This is a genomic window from Variovorax sp. J31P207, from assembly GCF_030316965.1.
GTDB lineage: Bacteria > Pseudomonadota > Gammaproteobacteria > Burkholderiales > Burkholderiaceae_C > Variovorax > Variovorax ginsengisoli_B.
The window spans coordinates 499,088-521,299 of sequence record NZ_JASZYN010000005.1 but is presented as its reverse complement, the minus strand read 5'-3'; the positions used below and the strand labels follow the sequence as shown (position 1 = coordinate 521,299).

Below are 22,212 nucleotides of genomic sequence, written 5' to 3'. Positions count from 1 at the left end.
TTCCCCCGTTTCTCCCCGGAGCATTCCCATGGCCCTCATTCCCGCCACCATCCTCACCGGCTTCCTCGGCTCTGGCAAGACCACGCTGCTCAAGCGGATCCTGAGCGAGGCCCATGGCCAGAAGATCGCGGTGATCGAGAACGAGTTCGGCGAGGAGAACATCGACAACGACATCCTGGTCACCGAGTCGAAGGAGCAGATCGTCCAGATGAGCAACGGCTGCATCTGCTGCACCATCCGCGAGGACCTGCGCGAGGCGCTGCAGCTGCTGGCGGCCAAGAAGCGCAAGGGCCTGCTGGACTTCGACCGGGTGGTGATCGAGACCACCGGCCTGGCCGATCCCGGCCCGGTGGCACAGACCTTCTTCATGGACGACGAGATCGCCGAGAGCTACCTGCTCGACTCGATCCTGACGCTGGTCGATGCCAAGCATGCCCCGCAGCAGCTCAACGATCGCCAGGAAGCCCGGCGCCAGGTCGGCTTTGCCGACCAGATCTTCATCAGCAAGAGCGACCTGGTCGCCGAGGAAGAGACCGAGGCGCTGATCCACCGCCTGAAGCACATGAACCCGCGCGCGCCGCAGCAGAAGGTGCATTTCGGCGAGGTGCCGATCAAGGACGTGTTCGACCTGCGCGGCTTCAATCTCAACGCCAAGCTGGACATCGACCCGGACTTCCTCAAGGAAGAAGAGGCGCACGACCACGACCATGACCACGCCCACGGCGAGCATTGCGACCATCCCTCGCATGCGCACGAAGGCCATGGCCACCACCACCATCACGACGACGATGTCAAGAGCTTTGTCTACCGCTCCGACCGGGCCTTCGATCCGGCCCGGCTGGAGGACTTCCTGGGCGCGATCGTCAACATCTACGGTCCGCGGATGCTGCGCTACAAGGGCGTCCTCCACATGCAGGGCACCGAGCGCAAGGTGATCTTCCAGGGCGTGCACCAGCTCATGGGCAGCGACCTGGGCCCGGCCTGGGGCGCCGACGAAAAGCGCACCAGCCGCATGGTATTCATCGGCATCGACCTGCCGCGCGAGATCCTCGAACAGGGCCTCGACCAGTGTCTGGTCTGATTTGACAGCCCTGGGGGCGGTTCTCTCTATACAATCGCGCGCCTGTTACGGGAGCCAGACACGTCCTTCTGGGGCGAAGTGTGACTTCCGGCATAGGGTCGGGCGCGTATCGGGGCTGGATTCGGGGGTATAACCCCGGGGTTCGCCATCGGCGAGCCCCCATGATCTGAATGCGCGTCCGAGTCCATCGAAGGAGCCAGTCACCGTGAAGAAACCCGCCGCAACAGCCAAGCCCGCGTCGAAGCCGGCCGTCAAGAAGACGGTGGTTGCCAAGCAGGCGGTACCGGCGGCGAAGAAGGTTTCCGCCAAGTCCGCCGTTGAGCCGCCCCAGCCCGCCGCCAAGAGCAAGGCGCCGGCGGCCGCCGCGGGCGCCCACTCATCCAAACCGGCCGGCGCCCACGCCGTGCCACCTGCACCATCGAGTCCCATGAAAAAAACGGTTGCCGCCTCCTCTACTTCCGCCCCGGCGACACCCGCAACGACGGCCGCCCCCGCTCCCGCACGCGGCGGCCGTGTGTCGCGGCTGTCGCAACTGACGGTCCCCTCCATGCCGCAATCGGTGGCTTCCACCGCGGCCAAATCCAGCTTCGTGCAGATCAGCTCGAACGCGCTGGTGCCGCCGCCGCCGATCGCGGTCAAGAAAGATCCGAAACTGGTCAACAACTGGAAGACCAAGTCGGCCGAGGAGCTCAGCGATGCCGAAGTCATCGCGATGCCCGACACCGAGTACATGAACGAGAAGCAGATGGCGTTCTTCCGCCTGAAGCTGCAGGAACTCAAGCGCGGCATCCTCGAGAACGCCGGCGAGACGACCGAGCACCTGCGCGAGGACACGGTGGTCGTGCCCGACCCGGCCGACCGCGCCACCATCGAGGAAGAGCATGCGCTCGAGTTGCGCACCCGCGACCGTGAGCGCAAGCTGCTCAAGAAGATCGAGCAGTCGATCCAGCGCATCGACGCCGGCGACTACGGCTACTGCGACGAGACCGGCGAGCCGATCGGTGTCGGCCGCCTGCTGGCCCGTCCGACCGCCACGCTGTCGCTCGAGGCACAGCAGCGGCGCGAACTGAAGCAGAAGATGTTCGGCGACTGATCATCGGGGAGCCGGACGGAGACGTTGCGCATGGCCAAGGAAGAAACCGGTCGCTTGCTGTCGAAGGTGGCGAAGTTCGTTCGCAATCCCCTCAAGGATTGGTCCGAGCTCGACGCCGACGAGTCGTCGACGCTCGAAAACGGCTACAGCCGTGAAATGCTCAAGGAAATGATCGAGCGGCGGCAGCGCAACGACTTCGTGCGCCGCCGCGAGTTCGACATGCTGCGCAAGCTGCGCCAGCGCGAGGCGGCCGGCGGGCGCGACCCGGCGGCCACGCCGTCGTCGTTCAACGTCAGCAGCACCAACGACAAATCCGATGGCCGGGCGCTCACGCTCAAGAAGATCGACGAGATCGAAGAGCAGATGTCCCAGCAGTGGTGGAAAGGCCGCGACCCCCGCGCCGCGGCCCCCGCCGCCGAAGGCGCGCCGGCCGATGGCGCGCCGCACATGGCCGAACAGCATGCACGCGCCTATGCCGACACGGTGCCCGGCGTGCCGCAGGGCGGGGTCCAGGGCCTCCAGGTCCAGCTGCCCGCCCATGACGGCAGCATCGAGGAGGCCGCGATCCGCTATGCCCACGGCGACGATGCCGGCGCCGAGGCGATCCTGCTGCAGGCGCTGGCGCCCGACAGCCCGACCGGCGCGCACGACGACACCTGGCGCACCCTGCTCGATCTCTACCGCGCCACCGGCGACGCCGAGAAATTCGAGGCCGCCAGCACCCGCTATGCGCAGCGGATGAAGCAGGCCGCGCCCGGGTGGATCTCGTTCCGCGCCCTGGCCAACTCGGCCCGCGCCGCGACCCCGGGTCAGCCCGTGCCGGCGCCGGCGCCGGCGAGCGATGCCGACTGGGCCAGCCCGCCGCGGCTCGCGCGCGAGGGCCTGATCGGCCTGACCCGTGCCCTGGGCGCCGCCGGCCCGTCGTGGCGGCTCGACTGGAGCGCGCTGGACGCCATCGAGCCCGATGCGGCCGGACCGCTGCGGGCCTTGTTCAACCATTGGGCCGACTCGACGGTGCAGCTGCGCTTCCGCGGCGGCGACCGGCTGCTGCTGGTGCTCGCTGAAGCCACGCCGGCCAACGACCGCGGCGTCGATGCCGTCTGGTGGCAACTCCACATGGCGGCCTTGCGGGTGATGCACCGGGGCGACGAATTCGAGCTGCTGGCGCTCAACTACTGCATCACCTACGAAGTGTCGCCGCCGCCCTGGGAAGACCCCAAGGGCGACTTCGCGTCGCTGGACACCGCGCCGGCGGCAGCCGCCCCCGCGCGGGCCTTCTCCTTCGGCGCCGACGAGCCGCCCAAGCCCGCCGCGCCGGAGCCGGGCCACAGCCAGCTGGTCGGCGACCTGATCGGGGAGTCGCTCTCGACCTGGCAGCGCCTCGACGCCGAACTGGGCGAAGCGGCGTCGCCGGTGGTGTCCTGTGCGGCCCTGGTGCGGATCGATTTCGCCGCCGCCGGGACCCTGCTGAACTGGGTCACCGACCACCACGGCAGCGGCCGCAGCGTGCAGTTCACCGACGTCCACCGCCTGGCGGCGGCCTTTTTCGACGTCATCGGCATCGCCGACCACGCCTCGGTCGCCCTCAGAAAAGACTGAACTCGGCGCCGGCCGGGGGTTGAGATCGGGCCCTTCGCCCTGAAGTTGCTTCGATGGAACAATTTCACGGAACCACCATCGTCAGCGTCCGCCGCAAGGTTGCAGGGGCCGCCGACCAGGTCGCCATCGGCGGCGACGGCCAGGTCACGCTGGGCAACATCGTCATCAAGGGCACCGCGCGCAAGGTGCGCCGGCTCTACCACGGCAAGGTGCTGGCCGGTTTCGCAGGCGCCACCGCCGATGCCTTCACCCTGTTCGAGCGCTTCGAGGCCAAGCTCGAGAAGCACCAGGGCCACTTGGCGCGCGCGGCCATCGAGCTGACCAAGGACTGGCGCACCGACCGCGTGCTGCGCCGCCTCGAAGCGATGCTGGCGGTGGCCGACGCCACCACCTCGCTGATCATCACCGGCAACGGCGACGTGCTGGAGCCCGAGAACGGCATCATCGCGATCGGTTCCGGCGGCGCCTACGCGCAAGCCGCCGCCAAGGCGCTGCTCGACAACTCCGAGCTGCCCGCCGAGCAGATCGTGAAGAAATCGCTGGAGATCGCCGGCGAACTCTGCATCTACACGAACATGCACCACACGGTCGAGACCCTCTGAGAATCGCGAGCCCCTCCATGTCCATGACCCCCCAGGAAATCGTCTCCGAGCTCGACCACCACATCGTCGGGCAGCCCCAGGCCAAGCGCGCGGTCGCGATCGCGCTGCGCAACCGCTGGCGCCGCCAGCAGGTCGAGGAGAAGCTGCGCGCCGAGATCACGCCCAAGAACATCCTCATGATCGGCCCGACCGGGGTCGGCAAGACCGAGATCGCGCGCCGGCTGGCGCGGCTGGCCGATGCGCCCTTCATCAAGGTGGAAGCCACCAAGTTCACCGAGGTCGGCTATGTCGGCAAGGACGTCGATTCGATCATCCGCGACCTGGCCGAGATCGCGATCAAGCAGACCCGCGAAGCCGAGAGCGCCAAGGTCCGCATGCGGGCCGAGGATGCGGCCGAGGAGCGCATCCTCGACGTGCTGCTGCCGCCGGCACGGCTGCCCGACGGCGCTGCCGGCGATGGCGCCAGCCCGACCCGCCAGGCCTTTCGCAAGAAGCTGCGCGAGCACGCGCTCGACGACAAGGAGATCGAGATCGACCTGGCCGAGACCCGCCAGCCGCTCGAGATCATGGGGCCGGCCGGCATGGAGGAAATGACCGAGCAGCTGCGCGGCATGTTCGGCCAGCTGGGGCAGGCCAAGCGCAAGACCCGCAAGCTCAAGATCGCCGAGGCGATGCGGCTCCTGATCGACGAAGAGGCCGCCAAGCTGGTCAACGAGGACGAGATCCGCAGCCAGGCGATCCACAACGCCGAGCAGAACGGCATCGTCTTCATCGACGAGATCGACAAGGTCGCGACCCGCAGCGAGGCGCAGGGCGCCGATGTCTCGCGCCAGGGCGTGCAGCGCGACCTGCTGCCGCTGGTCGAGGGCACGGCGGTGAGCACCAAGTACGGCGTGGTCCGCACCGACCACATCCTGTTCATCGCCAGCGGCGCCTTCCACCTCAGCAAGCCGAGCGACCTGATCCCCGAGCTGCAGGGCCGCTTCCCGATCCGGGTCGAGCTGCAATCGCTGTCGGTGGCCGATTTCGAGAGTATCCTGACCCAGACCCAGGCCTCGCTGGTGAAGCAGTACCAGGCCTTGCTGGCGACCGAGGGCGTCACGCTCGAGTTCACGCCCGAGGGCATCACGCGGCTCGCAAGCATCGCCTTCGATGTCAACGAGCGGACCGAGAACATCGGCGCGCGGCGGCTGTCGACCGTCATGGAGCGCCTGCTCGACGAAGTCAGCTTCGATGCCGCCAAGCTCGATGGGCAGGCGGTGCGCATCGACGCCGCCTATGTCGACGAGCGTCTCCAGGCACTAAGTCACGACGAAGACCTTTCTCGATTCATCCTCTGAATCGTCTGGCGTAGGACGCGGCTCATGCATTACTTTCATTGCGTGAGCTAAGTGCTTCATTTGCAACGGAATTCGGTGTTTTTGCGCGTGCAAAAACACCGCTAAGTCGTTGATTCCATTACAAAAAATACCCCCGAGCCCCCGTTGCGGAGTAGGCGTTTCCTGCTACAGTGGAAAAAAGTGCAGTTAAGTGGGAAAAAGTGTCGAGCAAGGCCTGATTCGGGCCTCGCGGCCATTCCCACCACCGGGGTCTCGTGGTCGTGTTTCAAGGCGCTTCATCGCTCAGTCTGGATGCCAAGGGGCGGCTCTCCGTGCCGACCCGGCATCGTGACGTCCTGAGCGCGACCGCCGGCGGCCAGCTCACGTTCACCAAGCATCCGCACGGCTGCCTGATGCTGTTCCCGCGTCCCGAGTGGGAGAAGTTCCGCGAGCGCATCGCCGCGCTGCCGATGTCGGCGCAGTGGTGGAAGCGGGTCTTCCTCGGCAACGCGATGGACGTCGAGATGGACGGCACCGGCCGCGTGCTGGTCTCGCCCGAACTGCGCGCCGCCGCCGGCATCACGCGCGATGCCCTGCTGCTCGGCATGGGCAACCACTTCGAACTCTGGGACAAGGCGACCTACGATGCCAAGGAGGCCGAGGCCACCCAGGGCCAGATGCCGGACGTATTCCAGGACTTCTCGTTCTGAGGCGCGCAGTGGAACAGCCGTGGACCCACACCACCGTCTTGTTGAAGGAAGCGGTGGATGCACTTTTCCCCGATGCCTCGGAGGCCGCGGGCACCTACGTGGACGCGACCTTCGGACGCGGGGGGCATGCCCGCGCGATCCTCGCGAGGCTGGGGCCCGCGGGCCGGCTGATCGCGTTCGACAAGGACGCGGAAGCGGTGGCCGAAGCAGCGCGCATCGAGGATGCGCGTTTTTCCATCCGCCACCAGGGCTTCAGGGACCTGGGGGAACTGCCGCGGTCCAGTGTGGCAGGCCTGCTGATGGACCTCGGCATCAGTTCCCCCCAGATCGACAACCCCGCACGGGGTTTTTCTTTTCGTTTCGACGGGCCGCTCGACATGCGCATGGACACCACGCGCGGCGAGAGCGTGTCCGAATGGCTGGCGACAGCCGAGCAGCAACAGATTGCGGAGGTGATTCGTGACTATGGCGAAGAACGGTTTGCTGTTCAGATTGCAAAGGCGATTGTTGCTCGCCGACAAGAACGGGGCCCAGTTTCAACCACCGCCGAGCTGGCCGAGCTCGTGGCTGGCACGGTCAAAACCCGCGAGCCGGGCCAGAACCCTGCAACGCGCACATTTCAGGCTTTTCGGATTTTCATCAACGCCGAGCTTGAAGAGCTGCAACAGGCGCTAGAGGCGAGCCTGGCCGTGCTGCAGCCCGGGGGGCGCCTGGCCGTGATCAGCTTCCACTCGCTGGAAGACCGCATCGTGAAGCAGTTCATCGCCCAGCATTCGAAGGAGGTCTACGACCGCCGCGCGCCCTTCGCGGCGCCGAAGGCGATGAAGCTCAAGGCCCTGGCGCGCATCAAGCCCTCGAAGGCCGAGGTCGAGGGCAACCCGCGCTCGCGCAGCGCCATCCTGCGCGTCGCAGAACGCACGAGCGAGGGTCTCTGACATGGCCCGTCTCAACCTGCTCCTGCTGATCGCCGTTCTCGGCTCGGCGATGTACCTCGTCCACACGCAGTACTTGTCGCGCCAGCTTTTCACCGAGCTGCACCGGATCGAACTCGAGGCCCGCAGGCTCGAGCTCGACCGCGACCGGCTGCAGGTCGAGAAGCGGGCGCAGGCGACGCCGCTGCGGGTCGAGAAACTGGCCAAGGAGCAGCTCAAGATGCGCACCACCTCGCCGGCCATCACGCAGTACGTGCGCGCTGACGGCACCGTGATCCCGGCCGTGGTGGCGCCTGCGCCCGCCACGCCGGCGGGCCGTGCCGCGCCATCGAAGGGAGCCCACTGATGCCGCGCCGGAGCGTCCAATACACCACCAGCCCGCTGCTGGCGAGCAAGACTCCGGTCTGGCGCAGCAAGTTCATCGTCGCCGCGATCGCCGGCGGCTTCGCGCTGCTGGCCGCCCGCGCCGCCTACGTGCAGGTGCTCGACAACGCCTTCTTCCAGCGCCAGGGCGAAGTCCGCTTCACCCGCACGCTGGAGTTGCCAGCCAACCGCGGCCGGATCCTCGACCGCAACGGCCTGCTGCTGGCCTCCAGCGTGGTGGCGCCGAGCATCTGGGCGATCCCCGAGGACATCGAGCGCGACGACCCGGAGGTCAAGGCCAAGCTCAGGCAGGTGGCCAAGCTGCTCGAGATGCCGCAGAAGGAGTTCGACAAGAAGCTCGAGGACGAGGACAAGACCTTCGTCTGGGTCAAGCGCCAGGTCGACGAACCGATCGCCAAGCAGATTGCCGCGCTCAACATCAAGGGCATCTACCAGCGCAAGGAATACAAGCGCCAGTACCCCGAGGGCGAGGCGGCGGCGCACGTGGTCGGCTTCACCAATGTCGAGGACAACGGCCAGGAAGGCATCGAGCTCGCCTTCAACAAGGACCTGGGCGGCAAGGCCGGCTCGCGACGCGTCATCAAGGACCGTCTCGGCCGGGTGGTCGAGGGGGTCGGCGAGCAGGTGCCGCCGGTGGACGGCAAGGACATCCAGCTCAGTGTCGACAGCAAGGTCCAGTTCTTCGCCTACCAGAAGCTGCGCGACGCCGTGACGATGCACAAGGCCAAGGCCGGCAGCGTGGTGGTGCTCGATGCCATCACCGGCGAGGTGCTGGCGCTGGCCAACTACCCGAGCTACGTGCCCGACAAGCGGCAGAACCTGACCGGCGAACAGCTGCGCAACCGGGCCCTGACCGACGTCTTCGAGCCCGGCTCGACCATGAAGCCGGTGACCGTCGGCATGGCGCTGGAGGCGGGCCGCGTCACGCCACAGACCGTGATCCCGACGGCGCCCGGCCGCATGAGCATCGGCGGCTTCACGATCAGCGACACCCACAACTACGGCGCGCTCACGGTCGAGGGCGTGATCCAGAAGTCGAGCAACATCGGGGCGCTGAAGATCGCCCAGCGGATGACGCCGCGCGAGATGTGGGACACCTACACCGCGCTCGGCTACGGCCAGAAGCCGCAGATCCAGTTCCCGGGCGCCGTCACCGGCCGCCTGCGGCCCTGGAAGTCGTGGAAGCCGGTCGAGCAGGCCACCATGGCCTACGGCTACGGCCTGTCGGCGTCGCTGTTCCAGATGGCGCACTCGTACACCGCGTTCGCGCACGACGGCGACATCATTCCGGCGACCATCCTCAAGAGCAGCGAGCCGGCGGTCGGCGTCAAGGTGTTCTCGGCCCAGAACGCGCTGGCGGTGCGCAAGATGCTGCAGATGGCGGCCGGCCCGGGCGGCACCGGGCCGCTGGCGCAGACCGTCGGCTACTCGGTCGGCGGCAAGTCCGGCACCGCGCACAAGCAGGTCGGCAAGGGCTACGCAAGCAACAAGTACCGCGCCTGGTTCACCGGCATGGCGCCGATCGAGAAGCCGCGCATCATCGTCGCGGTGATGATCGACGAGCCGAGCAACGGCCAGTACTTCGGCGGCCTGGTGGCGGCGCCGGTGTTCAGCGAAGTCGTGCAGCAGACCCTGCGCATGATGAACGTGGCGCCCGATCTCGCAGTCAAACCCTTGGTCGTGACCAAGGGTGTGGAAGAGAGCTTCTGATGGGCGTGACGACGCTGCACAACCCCGCCGAAGCCGCCCGCTGGCTGCGTTCGCGCGTGCACGGCGCGCTGCACGCCGACAGCCGCGCGGTCGGCGCCGGCGATGGCTTCATCGCCTGGCCCGGCGCGGCGACCGACGGCCGGCGCTTCGTCGCCGCTGCGCTGGCCCAGGGCGCCTCGGCCTGCCTGGTCGAGCACGAGGGCAGCGCGGCCTTCGGCTTCGAGGGCGAGGCGATCGCCACCTACGCCGGCCTCAAGGCCGCGACCGGCCCGATCGCTGCCGCCTACTACGACACCCCCTCGGCCGGCCTGGACCTGGTCGCCGTCACGGGCACCAACGGCAAGACCTCGACCGCCTGGTGGCTGGCGCAGGCGCTGTCGTCCGAGGCCGCCGGTGCGGTGGGCTCGCCCTGCGCCGTGGTCGGCACGCTGGGCATCGGCGTGCCGCCCGATCTGACCTACACCGGGCTCACGACACCCGACCCCGTCATGCTGCAGCGCGAGCTGCGCGGCTTCGTCGAGCGCGGCTTCGGTGCCTGCGCGATCGAGGCCTCGTCGATCGGCATCGCCGAGCGCCGGCTCGACGGCAGCCGGATCGCGGTGGCGGTGTTCACCAATTTCACCCAGGACCACCTGGACTACCACGGCAGCATGGAGGCCTACTGGCAGGCCAAGGCCGAGCTGTTCCGCTGGCCCGGGCTGCGCGCCGCGGTGGTCAACATCGACGACCTCCACGGCGCTTCGCTGGTGGCCGGCCTGGTCGAGCAGGGCGTCGGCGCGCTCGACGTCTGGACCGTCTCGGCCGCGGGCGCTCCGGCCCGGCTGATGGCGCAGGACGTCGGCTACGACGCCCAGGGCCTGACCTTCACGGTGGTCGAGGAGGCTGCGTCGCCGCAGCGCCTGGCCACCTCGCTGATCGGCCAGTACAACGTCGCCAACCTGCTCGGCGTGATCGGTGCCTTGCGGGCGCTCGGCCTGCCGCTCGACGCGGCGGTGCGGGCCTGCACCGGGCTCGACAGCGTGCCGGGCCGAATGGAGCGCCTGAGCCTGCCCGGCCGGCCGCTGGCGGTGGTCGACTATGCCCACACGCCCGATGCGCTCGACAAGGCGCTGGCCGGGCTGCGGCCCCTGGCGCGCCAGCGCGGCGGTGCGCTGTGGTGCCTGTTCGGCTGCGGCGGCGACCGCGACAGCGCCAAGCGGCCGATGATGGCCGCCGTGGCCGAGACGCAGGCCGACCGCGTGGTCGTCACCAGCGACAACCCGCGCAGCGAGAAGCCGTCGGCCATCATCAGCCAGATCCTGCTCGGGCTGGCGCGCCCCGAAGCGGCCCAGGTCGAGCCCGACCGGGCCCGGGCGATCGCCGAGACGCTGGCCCAGGCCCGCCCGGAAGACGTGGTGCTGCTCGCGGGCCGCGGCCACGAGGCCTGGCAGGAAATCGCCGGCGAGCGCATTGCGTTCTCGGACCGGGCGCATGCGCTCGATGCGCTCACGGCAAGGAGCGGTGCATGAACGACGCGCAGGCAGCGACCCCCATGATGACGCTCGGCCAGGCCCTGGCCTGGATCCCGGGCGCCCGGCTGGTCGGCGATCCGGCGACGCCGATCCTGCGCGTCCACACCGACACCCGCAGCCTCGCGGCCGGCGACCTGTTCGTCGCGCTGAAGGGCGAACGCTTCGACGCCAACCAGTTCCTGGGCGATGCCCGGGCGCGCGGCGCCGTGGCCGCGATCGCCCACGGCGGGCTCGAGGCGGCCGGCCTGGCGGGTCTCGAAGTGGCGGACAGCCTGGCGGCGCTGGGCGCCCTGGCGGCTGGCTGGCGCGCCCAGTTCGACCTGCCGCTGATCGCGGTCACCGGCAGCAACGGCAAGACCACCGTGACGCAGATGATCGCGTCGATCCTGCGCGCCGCCTGCGGCGAGGGCGCGCTGGCCACGGCCGGCAACTTCAACAATGAGATCGGCGTGCCGCTGACCCTGCTGCGCCTGCGCGCGCGCCATCAGCGCTCGGTGGTCGAGCTGGGCATGAACCACCCGGGCGAGATCGCGCGGCTGGCGCGGATCGCGCGGCCGACCATCGCCCTGGTCAACAACGCCCAGCGCGAGCACCAGGAGTTCATGGCCACGGTCGAGGCGGTGGCGCGCGAGAACGGGGCGGTCTTCGAGGCCCTGCCGCCGCAAGGCACGGCCGTGTTCCCGCACGCCGACGAATTCGCGCCGCTGTGGAGCGAGATCGCCCATCGGGCGGCGTCCCGGCGCTGCCTGAGTTTCGGCGACCAGGCCGGTGCCGACATCGCGCTGGTGTCCGCCGACTGGGCCGACGGCGCCTGGCGGGTCGAGACCCGCACGCCGCTGGGCGAGCTGCGCTTCAGGCTCGGCATCGCCGGCCGCCACAACGTCATCAATGCGCTGGCGGCGATCGCCTGCGCGCTCGCCAGCGGCGTGTCGCTCGACCGCATCGCCGAGGGGCTGTCCGCCTTCGAGCCGGTCAAGGGCCGCTCTCGGGCGATCGCGCTGCGGCTGGCCGGCGGCCGGACGATCACCCTGGTCGACGACACCTACAACGCCAATCCCGATTCGATGCTGGCCGCGATCGACGTGCTCGCCGCGCTGCCGGGCCCGCGCCTGCTGGTGATCGGCGACATGGGCGAGGTCGGCGACCAGGGGCCGCAGTTCCATGCCGAGGTCGGCCAACGGGCGCGCGAGCGCGGCATCGACGCGGTGTACGCGCTCGGCCGCGAATCGGCGCACAGCATCGCCGCCTTCCAGGGCGCGGCCGCGGGCCGCCATTTCGACGACATCGATTCGCTCAACGCCGCCGTGCTGGCGCAGCTGCCGCTGGCCGGCAGCGTGCTGGTCAAGGGCTCGCGCTTCATGCAGATGGAGCGCGTGATCCAGGCCGCCGCCGGCTGGGCCGAATCACGACAACAACAAGACAAGGAGGCCGGTCATGCCGCATGAGTCGCGCATCGAGGCCCGTTCACCCATGCCCCATTTCGCGCCGAGGTTCCGCCCATGCTGCTGAGCCTCGCCCTGTGGCTGCAAAGCCTGTCGCCGGATTTCGGTTTCCTGCGGGTCTTCCAGTACCTGACGTTCCGCGCCCTGATGGCCTCGCTGACCGCGCTGCTGCTCGGCCTGGCCGCCGGCCCCTTCGTGATCCGGCGCCTGACGGCGCTCAAGATCGGCCAGCAGGTGCGCAGCTACGGCATGGAGACGCACCTGACCAAGAGCGGCACGCCGACCATGGGCGGCGTGCTGGTGCTGTTCTCGATCGCGTTCTCGACCTTGCTGTGGTTCGACCTCTCGAACCGCTTCGTCTGGATCGTGCTGTGGGTCACGCTGGGCTTCGGCGCCATCGGCTGGGTCGACGACTGGCGCAAGGTGGTGCGCAAGGACCCCGAGGGCATGCGTTCGCGCGAGAAGTACTTCTGGCAGTCGGTGGTCGGTCTGGTGGCCGGCTTCTACCTGCTGTTCAGCATCTCCGAGAGCTCCAACTGGCGCGTGCTCGAACTGTTCTACGCCTGGGTGCGCTCGGGCTTCGACCTCGACTTTCCGCCCAAGATCAACCTGCTGGTGCCCTTCTTCAAGGAGGTGAGCTATCCGCTCGGGGGCATCGGCTTCGTGATCCTGACCTACCTGGTGATCGTCGGCGCCAGCAACGCGGTGAACCTCACCGACGGCCTCGACGGCCTGGCGATCATGCCGGTCGTCATGGTCGGCTCGGCGCTCGGCGTGTTCGCCTATGTCACGGGCAGCGCGGTCTATTCGCGCTACCTGCTGTTCCCGCACATCCCGGGCTCCGGCGAGCTGCTGGTCTTCTGCTCGGCCATGGCCGGCGCCGGCCTGGCCTTCCTGTGGTTCAACACCCATCCGGCGCAGGTCTTCATGGGCGACGTCGGCGCGCTCGCGCTCGGCGGCGCGCTCGGCACCATCGCCGTGATCGTCCGCCAGGAGATCGTGTTCTTCGTGATGGGCGGCATCTTCGTGGTCGAGGCGATCTCGGTGATGGCCCAGGTCACGTACTTCAAGTACACCAAGAAGCGCTTCGGCGAAGGCCGGCGCGTGCTCAAGATGGCGCCGCTGCACCACCATTTCGAGAAGAGCGGCTGGCGCGAGACCCAGGTCGTGGTCCGGTTCTGGATCATCACGATGCTGCTGTGCCTGGTCGGCCTGTCCAGCCTGAAGCTGCGTTGACACCATGCGGCATCTGAAAGACCTCCACGTCCTCGTCCTCGGCCTCGGTGCGTCCGGCCTGGCGATGGCGCGCTGGTGCGCGCGCCACGGCGCCGTGCTCACGGTCGCCGACACCCGCGAGGCGCCGCCGCAGCTGGCGGCCCTGCGCGCCGAGCTGCCCGGCGCCGTGTTCGTCGGCGGACCCCTGACGGCCGCGCTGGTCGAAGGCACGCCGGTGCGCGCGGTGTACCGCTCGCCGGGGCTGTCGCCGGCGTCGGTGGCGCCGGTGGTCGATGCGGCCCGGGCGATGGGCCTGCCGGTGGGGGGCGAGCTGGACCTGTTCGCGCGCGCCTTGGCGGACCTGCGGATCGTGGAAGAGGCGCAGGCGGTCGAAGCGGTCGTGGCGCCGGAGCCGGCCGCGCACGCGGAGCCCGCGCCCGACGCCGTCGAGCCCGATGCGGTCGATGCCGTCGATGCGCCTGAACCCGCCGCCGCGCTGCCCGACGATGACGACGATTCGTTCACCCCACTGGCCGAGCCGGTGGTCGTGCCGCCGGCGCCCAAGGGCTACACGCCCGCGGTGCTGGCCATCACCGGCACCAACGGCAAGACCACCGTGACCGCGCTCACCGGCCAATTGGTCGAGCGCGCCGGCAAGAGCGTCGCCGTGGCCGGCAACATCGGCCCGACCCTGCTCGACACGCTGTCGGCCCGGATCGACGCCGACGACCTGCCCGAAGTCTGGGTGCTCGAGCTGTCGAGCTTCCAGCTCGACGGCGTCCAGGACTTCGAGCCGACCGCCGCCACCGTGCTGAACCTGTCGCAGGACCACCTCGACTGGCATGGCGACATGGCCGCCTACGCCGCGGCCAAGGCGCGCATCTTCGGCCGCAAGGGCGTGATGGTGCTCAACCGCGAAGATGCCGCCGTCATGGCGATGCGGCCGGCGCCGGTCAAGCTGGCGCGGGGCCAGGTGGCGCGCAGCGTCATCACCTTCGGTGCGGCGATGCCGCTGCGGCCCGGGGACTACGGCATCGAGCGCCTCAACGGCATGGCCTGGCTGGTGCGCGCGCTCGAAGCCGACGAGACCCAGAAACGCAAGCGGGGCGCCGCGGTCGAGGAAGAAGAGATCTTCATCCAGCGCCTGATGCCGGCCGATGCGCTGCGCATCCGCGGCCGCCACAACGCGCTTAATGCGCTGGCTGCGCTGGCACTGGCCACCGCCGCGGGTTGCCAGCTGGCGCCGATGCTCTACGGGCTGCGCGAATACCGCGGCGAGCCGCACCGGGTCGAACCGGTGGCGATCGTCGGCGATGTCGAGTACTTCGACGACAGCAAGGGCACCAATGTCGGCGCCACCGTCGCCGCGCTGGTCGGCCTCGGCGAGGAGCGCCGGCTGGTGGTGATCCTCGGCGGCGAGGGCAAGGGCCAGGACTTCACGCCGCTGGCCGCGCCGGTGGCGCAGTACGCCCGCGCCGTGGTCCTGATCGGCCGCGACGCGCCGTTGATCGAGGCCGCGCTCGCGGCCACCGGCATCCCGCTGCTGGGCGCCGCCTCGTTGGCCGAGGCCGTGACGGTGGCGGCCGGCCGCGCACACCCGGGCGACGCCGTGCTGCTGTCGCCGGCCTGCGCCAGCTTCGACATGTTCCGCGACTACGCGCACCGTGCGCAGGTCTTCTGCGAGGCCGTCGAGGCGCTGGCCGACCTGCCGTCGAACCCCGTGTCGGAGGCGTCATGAACAGCGCGAGCGCCGCCACGTCCAACAAGACCGGCCGCTTCAGCGGCTGGTTCAGCCGCGCGAAGAGCGGCATCGATGCCCTGCCCATGCACCTGCCGGTGCGGCTCGGCAACGCCGGCATGACGCAGACCAAGGCGGCGCCGGTGCGCGTGCTCGGCTTCGACCAGGCCATGGTCTGGGTCACGGTGGCGCTGCTGGCCTGGGGCCTGGTGATGGTCTATTCGGCCTCGATCGCGCTGTCCGACAGCCCGCGCTTCACCCGCGCCGGCTACACGCCGACCTTCTTCCTCACGCGCCACGCGGCCTCGCTGGTGATCGCCGCGATCGCCGGCCTGCTGGCCTTCCAGGTGCCGATGAAGACCTGGGAGCGCGCCGCGCCCTGGCTCTTCGTCGCCTCGCTGCTGTTGCTGGTGGCGGTGCTGGTACCGCACGTCGGCATCAACGTCAACGGCGCCCGCCGCTGGCTGCCGCTGGGCTTCATGCGCTTCCAGCCCTCGGAGCTGGCCAAGCTCGCGATGGTGCTCTATGCGGCCAGCTACATGGTGCGCAAGATGGAGATCAAGGAGCGCTTCTTCCGCGCCGTGCTGCCGATGGGCATCGCGGTGGTGGTGGTCGGCATGCTGGTGATGGCCGAGCCCGACATGGGCGCCTTCATGGTGATCGCGGTGATCGCCATGGGCATCCTGTTCCTGGGCGGCGTCAATGCGCGGATGTTCTTCGTCATCGCGGCGCTGGTCGTGGTGGCCTTCAGCACCATCGTGGCGACCAGCCCCTGGCGGCGCGAGCGGATCTTCGCCTACCTCGACCCCTGGAGCGAGGAGCACGCGCTCGGCAAGGGCTACCAGCTGTCGCACTCGCTGATCGCGATCGGCCGCGGCGAGGTCTTCGGCGTCGGCCTCGGCGGCAGCGTCGAGAAGCTGCATTGGCTGCCCGAGGCCCACACCGACTTCCTGATGGCCGTGATCGGCGAGGAGTTCGGCCTGGTCGGCGTGCTGCTGGCGATCGCGCTGTTCCTCTGGCTGACGCGCCGGATCATGCACATCGGCCGCCAGGCGATCGCGCTCGACCGCGTGTTCTCGGGCCTGGTGGCGCAGGGCATCGGCATCTGGATCGGCTTCCAGACCTTCATCAACATGGGGGTGAACCTCGGCGCGCTGCCGACCAAGGGCCTGACCCTGCCGCTGATGAGCTTCGGTGGGTCGGCCATCCTGTTGAACGTGGTGGCGCTGGCCGTGGTGCTGCGGATCGACTACGAGAACCGCGTCCTCATGCGCGGAGGCCGCGTATGAGCAGAACGGCATTGGTCATGGCGGGCGGCACGGGAGGACACATCTTCCCGGGCCTGGCCGTGGCCGAGGCCTTGCGCGAGCGCGGCTGGCGCGTCCACTGGCTCGGTGCGCCGGGCAGCATGGAAGAAAAGCTCGTGCCGCCGCGCGGCTTCGCCTTCGAACCGGTGCAGTTCGGCGGCGTGCGCGGCAAGGGACCGCTGACCTTGGCCTTGCTGCCCATGCGCCTGCTGCGCGCCTTCCTGCAGAGCATTGCCGTGGTGCGCCGCGTCAAGCCCGACGTGGTGGTCGGCCTCGGCGGCTACATCACTTTCCCGGGCGGCATGATGAGCGTGCTGCTCGGCAAGCCGCTGGTGCTGCACGAGCAGAACTCGGTCGCGGGCCTGGCCAACAAGGTGCTCGCGAGCGTGGCCGACCGCGTCTTCACGGCGTTCCCGAACGTCATCAAGAAGGCGCAGTGGGTCGGCAACCCCCTGCGCGCCGCCTTCCTGAAGCAGGGCGAGCCGGCCGCGCGCTTCGCCGGCCGCGGTGGTCCGCTCAAGCTGCTGGTGGTCGGCGGCAGTCTCGGCGCCCGCGCGCTCAACGCCGTGGTGCCGAAGGCGCTGGCCCTGATCGCCCCGGCCGAGCGGCCGCAGGTCACCCACCAGAGTGGCGCCAAGCAGATCGACGAGTTGCGCGCCAACTACGCCGCCGCCGGCGTCGATGGCGAACTCACTCCTTTCATCGACGACACGGCCGAGGCCTATGCCGACGCCGACCTGGTCGTCGCCCGTGCCGGTGCCAGCACCGTCACCGAAATCGCGGCCGTCGGCGCAGCAGCGCTGTTCGTGCCATTTCCCTCCGCCGTGGACGACCACCAGACCACCAATGCCCGCTTCCTTGTCGACGCCGGCGGCGGCTGGCTCGTTCAACAAACCGAACTGACACCCGAATTGCTGGCCGAATTGCTACAGAACACCGGGCGCGCTGCGCTCCTCGAACGCGCCGTGAAGGCCAAGACAATGCAGAAAACCGAAGCGGTCGACCACGTCGTCCGCGCTTGCGAGGAGCTTGCCAAATGAAGCACGCCATTCGTCACATCCACTTCGTCGGCGTCGGCGGCTCGGGCATGAGCGGCATCGCCGAAGTGCTGCTCAACCTCGGCTACAAGATCTCTGGCTCGGACCTGGCCGACAGCGCGACCCTCAAGCGCCTGGCCAGCCTCGGCATCGCGACCTTCGTCGGCCATGACGCGGCCCACATCGCGGGCGCCGACGCGGTCGTGACCTCGACCGCGGTCAACGCCGACAACCCCGAGGTGGTGGCGGCGCGCGAGAAGCGCATCCCGGTGGTGCCGCGCGCCATGATGCTGGCCGAGTTGATGCGGCTGAAGCAGGGCATCGCGATCGCCGGCACCCATGGCAAGACCACCACCACCAGCCTGGTGGCGAGCGTGCTGGCGGCGGCCGGCTTCGATCCGACCTTCGTGATCGGCGGCCGGCTCAACAGCGCCGGGGCCAATGCGCAACTCGGCAGCGGCGACTACATCGTGGTCGAGGCCGACGAATCCGATGCCTCGTTCCTGAACCTGCTGCCGGTGATGGCGGTGGTCACGAACATCGATGCCGACCACATGGAGACCTACGGGCACGACTTCGCGAAGCTCAAGAAGGCCTTCGTCGACTTCCTGCACCGCATGCCCTTCTATGGCGTCGCGATCCTGTGCACCGACGATCCGGCGGTGCGCGAGGTCGTGACCCAGGTGTCCTGCCCGGTGACCAGCTACGGCTTCGGCGAGGAAGCCCAGGTGCGCGCGGTCAACGTGCGCGCGGTGGGTTCGCAGATGCACTTCACGGCCCAGCGCCGGAACGGCGTCACGCTGCCCGACCTCGACATCGTGCTGAACCTGCCGGGCGAGCACAACGTGCGCAACGCGCTGGCGGTGATCGCGGTGGCGGTCGAGCTCAGTGTGCCCGACGAAGCGGTGCAGCGCGGCCTGGCCGACTTCAAGGGCGTGGGCCGGCGCTTCCAGCGCTATGGCGAAGTGGCGCTGCCGGGCGGCCGTCCGGGCCAGTTCACGCTGATCGACGACTACGGCCACCACCCGGTCGAAATGGCGGCCACCATCGCCGCGGCGCGCGGCGCCTTTCCGGGCCGGCGGCTGGTGCTGGCCTTCCAGCCGCACCGCTTCACGCGCACCCGGGACTGCTTCGAGGATTTCGTCAAGGTCATCGGCCAGGCCGACGCGGTGCTGCTGGGCGAGGTCTACGCCGCCGGCGAGGCGCCCATCGTGGCCGCCGACGGCCGCTCGCTGGCGCGTGCGCTGCGCGTCGCCGGCAAGGTCGAGCCGGTCTTCGTCGACGAGATCGCGGCGATGCCGCAGGCGATCCTGGACAACGCGCGCGATGGCGATGTCCTGATCTGCATGGGCGCCGGCTCGATCGGCGCCGTGCCGGCCAAGGTGGTCGAGATCGGCGCCCTGGCGCCGCAGAAGTCGGAGCGCTTCACGCGCGAAGGGAGGGCGCTGTGAGCGTCGTGGAACCCCAGGCCCTGGGCAAGGTGGCGGTGCTGTTCGGCGGCAGCTCGGCCGAGCGCGAGATTTCCATCATGTCGGGCACCGGCGTGCTGGAGGCGCTGCGTTCGCGCGGCGTCGATGCCCATCCCTTCGATCCGGCCGATCGCGATCTGGCCGAACTCAAGCGCGAGGGCTTTGCCCGCTGCTTCGTCGCGCTGCACGGGCGCCACGGCGAAGACGGCACCGTGCAGGGCGCCCTCGAGCTGCTCGGCATTCCCTACACCGGCTCCGGCGTCATGGCGTCGAGCGTGGCCATGGACAAGGTCATGACCAAGCGCATCTGGCAGGCCGACGGCCTGCCGACGCCGCGCTATGTGCGCCTGGCCTTCGACCAGCAGAGCCGCGAGCAGATCAACGCCGTGCCCGACGTGCTGGGCCTGCCGCTGATCGTGAAGCCGCCGCGCGAGGGCTCGTCGATCGGCGTGACCAAGGTCGAGGGCTACTCGCAGATGCAGGATGCGGTGGCGCTGGCGGTGCGCTACGACGCCGACGTGCTGTGCGAGGAGTTCATCGAGGGCGAAGAGGTCACCTGCGCCCTGCTGGGCAGCGGCCTCGACGCCGTGGCGCTGCCGGTGGTGCGCATCGCCGCGCCCGAGGGCGCCTACGACTACCAGAACAAGTACTTCACCGACGACGTCAAGTACCACTGCCCGAGCGGCCTGCCCGAGGCCGAAGAGCACGAGATCCGGCGCATCGCGCTGGCCGCCTACCACCAGCTCGGCTGCCGCGGCTGGGGCCGCGCCGACCTGATGATCCGGGCCAGCGACCGCAAGCCCTTCCTGCTCGAGATGAACACCTCGCCCGGCATGACCAGCCACTCGCTGGTGCCGATGTCGGCGCGGGCCGCCGGCATCGCCTACGAGGACCTCTGCCTGCGCGTGCTGGCGACGGCCACGCTCGATTCCGGAACGCCGATCCGCAGCGAGGCGAACTGATGGCCGACAGCATCTCCGTCCCCTTCGACGTCAAGCTCATGAACGTGCTCGCGAGCCTCGTGTTCGCGCTGTTCGCGCTCATGCTGCTGGCGGCGGGCGGCTGGTGGGTGCTGCGCCAACCCTTCTTCCCGCTGGCCGGCATCAAGGTCGACGGCGAGGTCACGCACAACAACGCGGTCACCTTGCGCGCCAACGTGGCGCCGCAGCTGGCGGGCAACTTCTTCACGGTCGACCTGGCGCGCGCGCGCGCCGCCTTCGAGTCGGTGCCGTGGGTGCGCAAGGCGGTGGTGCGGCGCGAGTTCCCGAACAAGCTGCGCGCCACGCTGACCGAGCACGTGCCGGTGGCGCACTGGGGCGACGAGGCCGGCTCGAAGCTGATCAACGGCTTCGGCGAGGTCTTCGAAGCCAACGTGGCCGAGGTCGACGACAACCTGCCGCGGCTGGACGGCCCGCCCGAGCAGGCCGGCCAGGTGCTGGGCATGTACCGGGTCCTGGCGCCGCTGTTCAAGCCCTACGACCTCGCGATCGACGAGCTCACGCTGACCGGTCGCGGCAGCTGGCGGGCTCAGCTCGACACCGGCGCCGTGCTCGAACTCGGGCGCGGCCAGGGCGATGAGGTGGTGGCCCGCACAGAGCGCTTCCTGCGCACCGTGACGCCGGTGGCGAGCCAGTACGGGCGCACGGTGGCGGCGGTCGAGGGCGCCGACCTGCGACACAACGAGGGCTATGCGCTGCGGTTGCGCGGCGTGACGACGGTCGTTGCCGACCCGAAGAAAAAGTAGAGAGAGCGAACAGAGGAAGCACATGTCCAAAGAGTACAAAGATCTCGTTGTCGGCCTCGACATCGGCACCGCCAAGGTGATGGCGGTGGTCGCCGAGGTGCTGCCCAACGGCGAGCTCAAGCTGGCCGGGCTCGGCATCGCGCCGAGCAACGGGCTCAAGCGCGGGGTGGTGGTCAACATCGACGCCACCGTGCAGAGCATCCAGCAGGCCCTCAAGGAGGCCGAGCTGATGGCCGACTGCAAGATCAGCCGGGTCTACACCGGGATCACCGGCAGCCACATCCGCGGCATCAATTCGAGCGGCATGGTGGCGGTGAAGGACAAGGAAGTCACGCCGGCCGACGTCGCCCGCGTGGTCGAGACCGCGCGCGCGATCAACATCTCGAGCGACCAGCGCCTGCTGCTGGTCGAGCCGCAGGAGTTCGTGATCGACGGCCAGGACGTCAAGGAGCCGATCGGCATGAGCGGCATGCGGCTGGAGGCCAAGGTGCACATCGTGACCGGCGCCCAGAGCGCGGCCGAGAACATCATCAAGTGCGTGCGCCGCTGCGGCCTCGAGGTCGACCAGCTGATGCTGAACCCGCTGGCCTCCAGCCTGGCGGTGCTGACCGAGGACGAGCGCGAACTCGGCGTGGTGCTGGTCGACATCGGCGCCGGCACCACTGACGTCGCGATCTTCACCAACGGCGCGATCCGCCACACGGCCGTGATCCCGATCGCCGGCGACCTGATCACCAGCGACATCGCGATGGCGCTGCGCACGCCGACCAAGGACGCCGAGGACATCAAGGTCGAGAACGGCTATGCCAAGCAGCTGCTGGCCGACCCCGACACCCAGGTCGAGGTGCCGGGCCTGGGCGACCGCGGCCCGCGCATGCTGAGCAAGCAGGCGCTGGCCGGCGTGATCGAACCGCGGATCGAGGAGATCTTCTCGCTGGTGCAGCAGGTGGTGCGCGAGTCGGGCTACGAGGAAGTGCTGTCCTCGGGCGTGGTGCTGACCGGCGGCAGCGCCGTGATGCCGGGCATGGTCGAGCTCGGCGAGGACATCTTCCTGAAGCCGGTGCGGCGCGGCATTCCGAAGTATTCGAGCGCGCTGTCGGACATGGTCGCGCAGCCGCGCGCCGCCACCGTCATGGGCCTGCTCGAGGAGGCCCGCTATGCGCGCCTGCGCGGCTTCAAGGTGGCGCAGAAGAACGGCTCGGTCAAGACCGCGTTCGGGCGCTTCAAGGACTTCATCGTGGGGAACTTCTGACATGAACCCCCACCGTCTCTGGCTGGCGCGGGGCAGTCCCCCGCTGCATTTCAACGAGCGATGGCGG

At 69.2% G+C, this 22,212-nt stretch carries 19 protein-coding genes; all 19 read left to right on the top strand.

The features are described from left to right. Positions 1–28: 28 nt before the first annotated feature. The 19 genes from QTI68_RS20285 (at position 29) to ftsA (ending at position 22,145) form a co-directional block, all read left to right on the top strand. On the top strand, positions 29–1,081 hold the full coding sequence (locus QTI68_RS20285; protein ID WP_286523880.1) for a CobW family GTP-binding protein: 1,053 nt from the start codon (positions 29–31) through the stop codon (positions 1,079–1,081). A gap of 205 nt (positions 1,082–1,286) precedes the next feature. After that, positions 1,287–2,174: an RNA polymerase-binding protein DksA gene (dksA, locus tag QTI68_RS20280; RefSeq protein WP_286523877.1), complete on the top strand. Its 888-nt coding sequence runs from the start codon at positions 1,287–1,289 to the stop codon at positions 2,172–2,174. 30 nt (positions 2,175–2,204) lie between these two features. Beyond that, positions 2,205–3,773, top strand: a complete 1,569-nt coding sequence (locus tag QTI68_RS20275; protein WP_286523875.1) for an STAS domain-containing protein — start codon at positions 2,205–2,207, stop codon at positions 3,771–3,773. Between the two features lie 53 nt (positions 3,774–3,826). Further along, positions 3,827–4,375, top strand: a complete 549-nt coding sequence (hslV, locus tag QTI68_RS20270; RefSeq protein ID WP_286523874.1) for an ATP-dependent protease subunit HslV — start codon at positions 3,827–3,829, stop codon at positions 4,373–4,375. Positions 4,376–4,392: 17 nt separating this feature from the next. Further along, a complete protein-coding gene (hslU, locus tag QTI68_RS20265; protein ID WP_286523872.1) occupies positions 4,393–5,715 on the top strand; it encodes an ATP-dependent protease ATPase subunit HslU in 1,323 nt (440 codons plus the stop codon). Positions 5,716–5,975: 260 nt separating this feature from the next. After that, positions 5,976–6,404 carry a division/cell wall cluster transcriptional repressor MraZ gene (gene mraZ / locus QTI68_RS20260; protein ID WP_286523971.1) on the top strand — a complete coding sequence of 143 codons (429 nt, stop codon included), beginning with the start codon at positions 5,976–5,978 and terminating at the stop codon, positions 6,402–6,404. A gap of 8 nt (positions 6,405–6,412) precedes the next feature. Continuing rightward, positions 6,413–7,339, top strand: coding sequence for a 16S rRNA (cytosine(1402)-N(4))-methyltransferase RsmH (rsmH, locus tag QTI68_RS20255; RefSeq protein WP_286523870.1), 927 nt, complete (start codon positions 6,413–6,415; stop codon positions 7,337–7,339). A gap of 1 nt (position 7,340) precedes the next feature. After that, positions 7,341–7,682, top strand: coding sequence for a cell division protein FtsL (gene ftsL / locus QTI68_RS20250; RefSeq protein ID WP_286523868.1), 342 nt, complete (start codon positions 7,341–7,343; stop codon positions 7,680–7,682). After that, a complete protein-coding gene (locus QTI68_RS20245) occupies positions 7,682–9,430 on the top strand; it encodes a peptidoglycan D,D-transpeptidase FtsI family protein (RefSeq protein WP_286523867.1) in 1,749 nt (582 codons plus the stop codon). The genes ftsL and QTI68_RS20245 overlap by 1 nt, the downstream gene beginning before the upstream one ends. Further along, a complete protein-coding gene (locus QTI68_RS20240) occupies positions 9,430–10,938 on the top strand; it encodes a UDP-N-acetylmuramoyl-L-alanyl-D-glutamate--2,6-diaminopimelate ligase (protein ID WP_503011716.1) in 1,509 nt (502 codons plus the stop codon). Before QTI68_RS20245 ends, QTI68_RS20240 begins: the two co-directional genes overlap by 1 nt. Further along, the gene (locus QTI68_RS20235; RefSeq protein WP_286523866.1) at positions 10,935–12,386 is read left to right on the top strand and encodes a UDP-N-acetylmuramoyl-tripeptide--D-alanyl-D-alanine ligase; all 1,452 of its coding nucleotides are present in this window, start codon (positions 10,935–10,937) and stop codon (positions 12,384–12,386) included. The genes QTI68_RS20240 and QTI68_RS20235 overlap by 4 nt, the downstream gene beginning before the upstream one ends. 54 nt (positions 12,387–12,440) lie before the next feature. Further along, positions 12,441–13,619 carry a phospho-N-acetylmuramoyl-pentapeptide-transferase gene (gene mraY, locus QTI68_RS20230; RefSeq protein WP_286523864.1) on the top strand — a complete coding sequence of 393 codons (1,179 nt, stop codon included), beginning with the start codon at positions 12,441–12,443 and terminating at the stop codon, positions 13,617–13,619. Between the two features lie 4 nt (positions 13,620–13,623). Beyond that, positions 13,624–15,336 carry a UDP-N-acetylmuramoyl-L-alanine--D-glutamate ligase gene (gene murD, locus QTI68_RS20225; protein ID WP_286523862.1) on the top strand — a complete coding sequence of 571 codons (1,713 nt, stop codon included), beginning with the start codon at positions 13,624–13,626 and terminating at the stop codon, positions 15,334–15,336. Next, on the top strand, positions 15,333–16,625 hold the full coding sequence (ftsW, locus tag QTI68_RS20220) for a putative lipid II flippase FtsW (protein ID WP_286523860.1): 1,293 nt from the start codon (positions 15,333–15,335) through the stop codon (positions 16,623–16,625). Before murD ends, ftsW begins: the two co-directional genes overlap by 4 nt. Then, on the top strand, positions 16,622–17,683 hold the full coding sequence (murG, locus tag QTI68_RS20215; protein ID WP_286523857.1) for an undecaprenyldiphospho-muramoylpentapeptide beta-N-acetylglucosaminyltransferase: 1,062 nt from the start codon (positions 16,622–16,624) through the stop codon (positions 17,681–17,683). The genes ftsW and murG overlap by 4 nt, the downstream gene beginning before the upstream one ends. Continuing rightward, positions 17,680–19,131 carry a UDP-N-acetylmuramate--L-alanine ligase gene (gene murC, locus QTI68_RS20210; protein WP_286523855.1) on the top strand — a complete coding sequence of 484 codons (1,452 nt, stop codon included), beginning with the start codon at positions 17,680–17,682 and terminating at the stop codon, positions 19,129–19,131. The genes murG and murC overlap by 4 nt, the downstream gene beginning before the upstream one ends. After that, the gene (locus QTI68_RS20205; protein ID WP_286523853.1) at positions 19,128–20,111 is read left to right on the top strand and encodes a D-alanine--D-alanine ligase; all 984 of its coding nucleotides are present in this window, start codon (positions 19,128–19,130) and stop codon (positions 20,109–20,111) included. The genes murC and QTI68_RS20205 overlap by 4 nt, the downstream gene beginning before the upstream one ends. Next, positions 20,111–20,893 (top strand): cell division protein FtsQ/DivIB, encoded by a 783-nt coding sequence (locus QTI68_RS20200; protein ID WP_286523851.1) that lies wholly within the window; start codon positions 20,111–20,113, stop codon positions 20,891–20,893. The genes QTI68_RS20205 and QTI68_RS20200 overlap by 1 nt, the downstream gene beginning before the upstream one ends. A gap of 22 nt (positions 20,894–20,915) precedes the next feature. After that, entirely contained in the window at positions 20,916–22,145 is a 1,230-nt protein-coding gene (ftsA, locus tag QTI68_RS20195; RefSeq protein WP_286368870.1) for a cell division protein FtsA, read from the top strand. Positions 22,146–22,212: the final 67 nt, after the last annotated feature.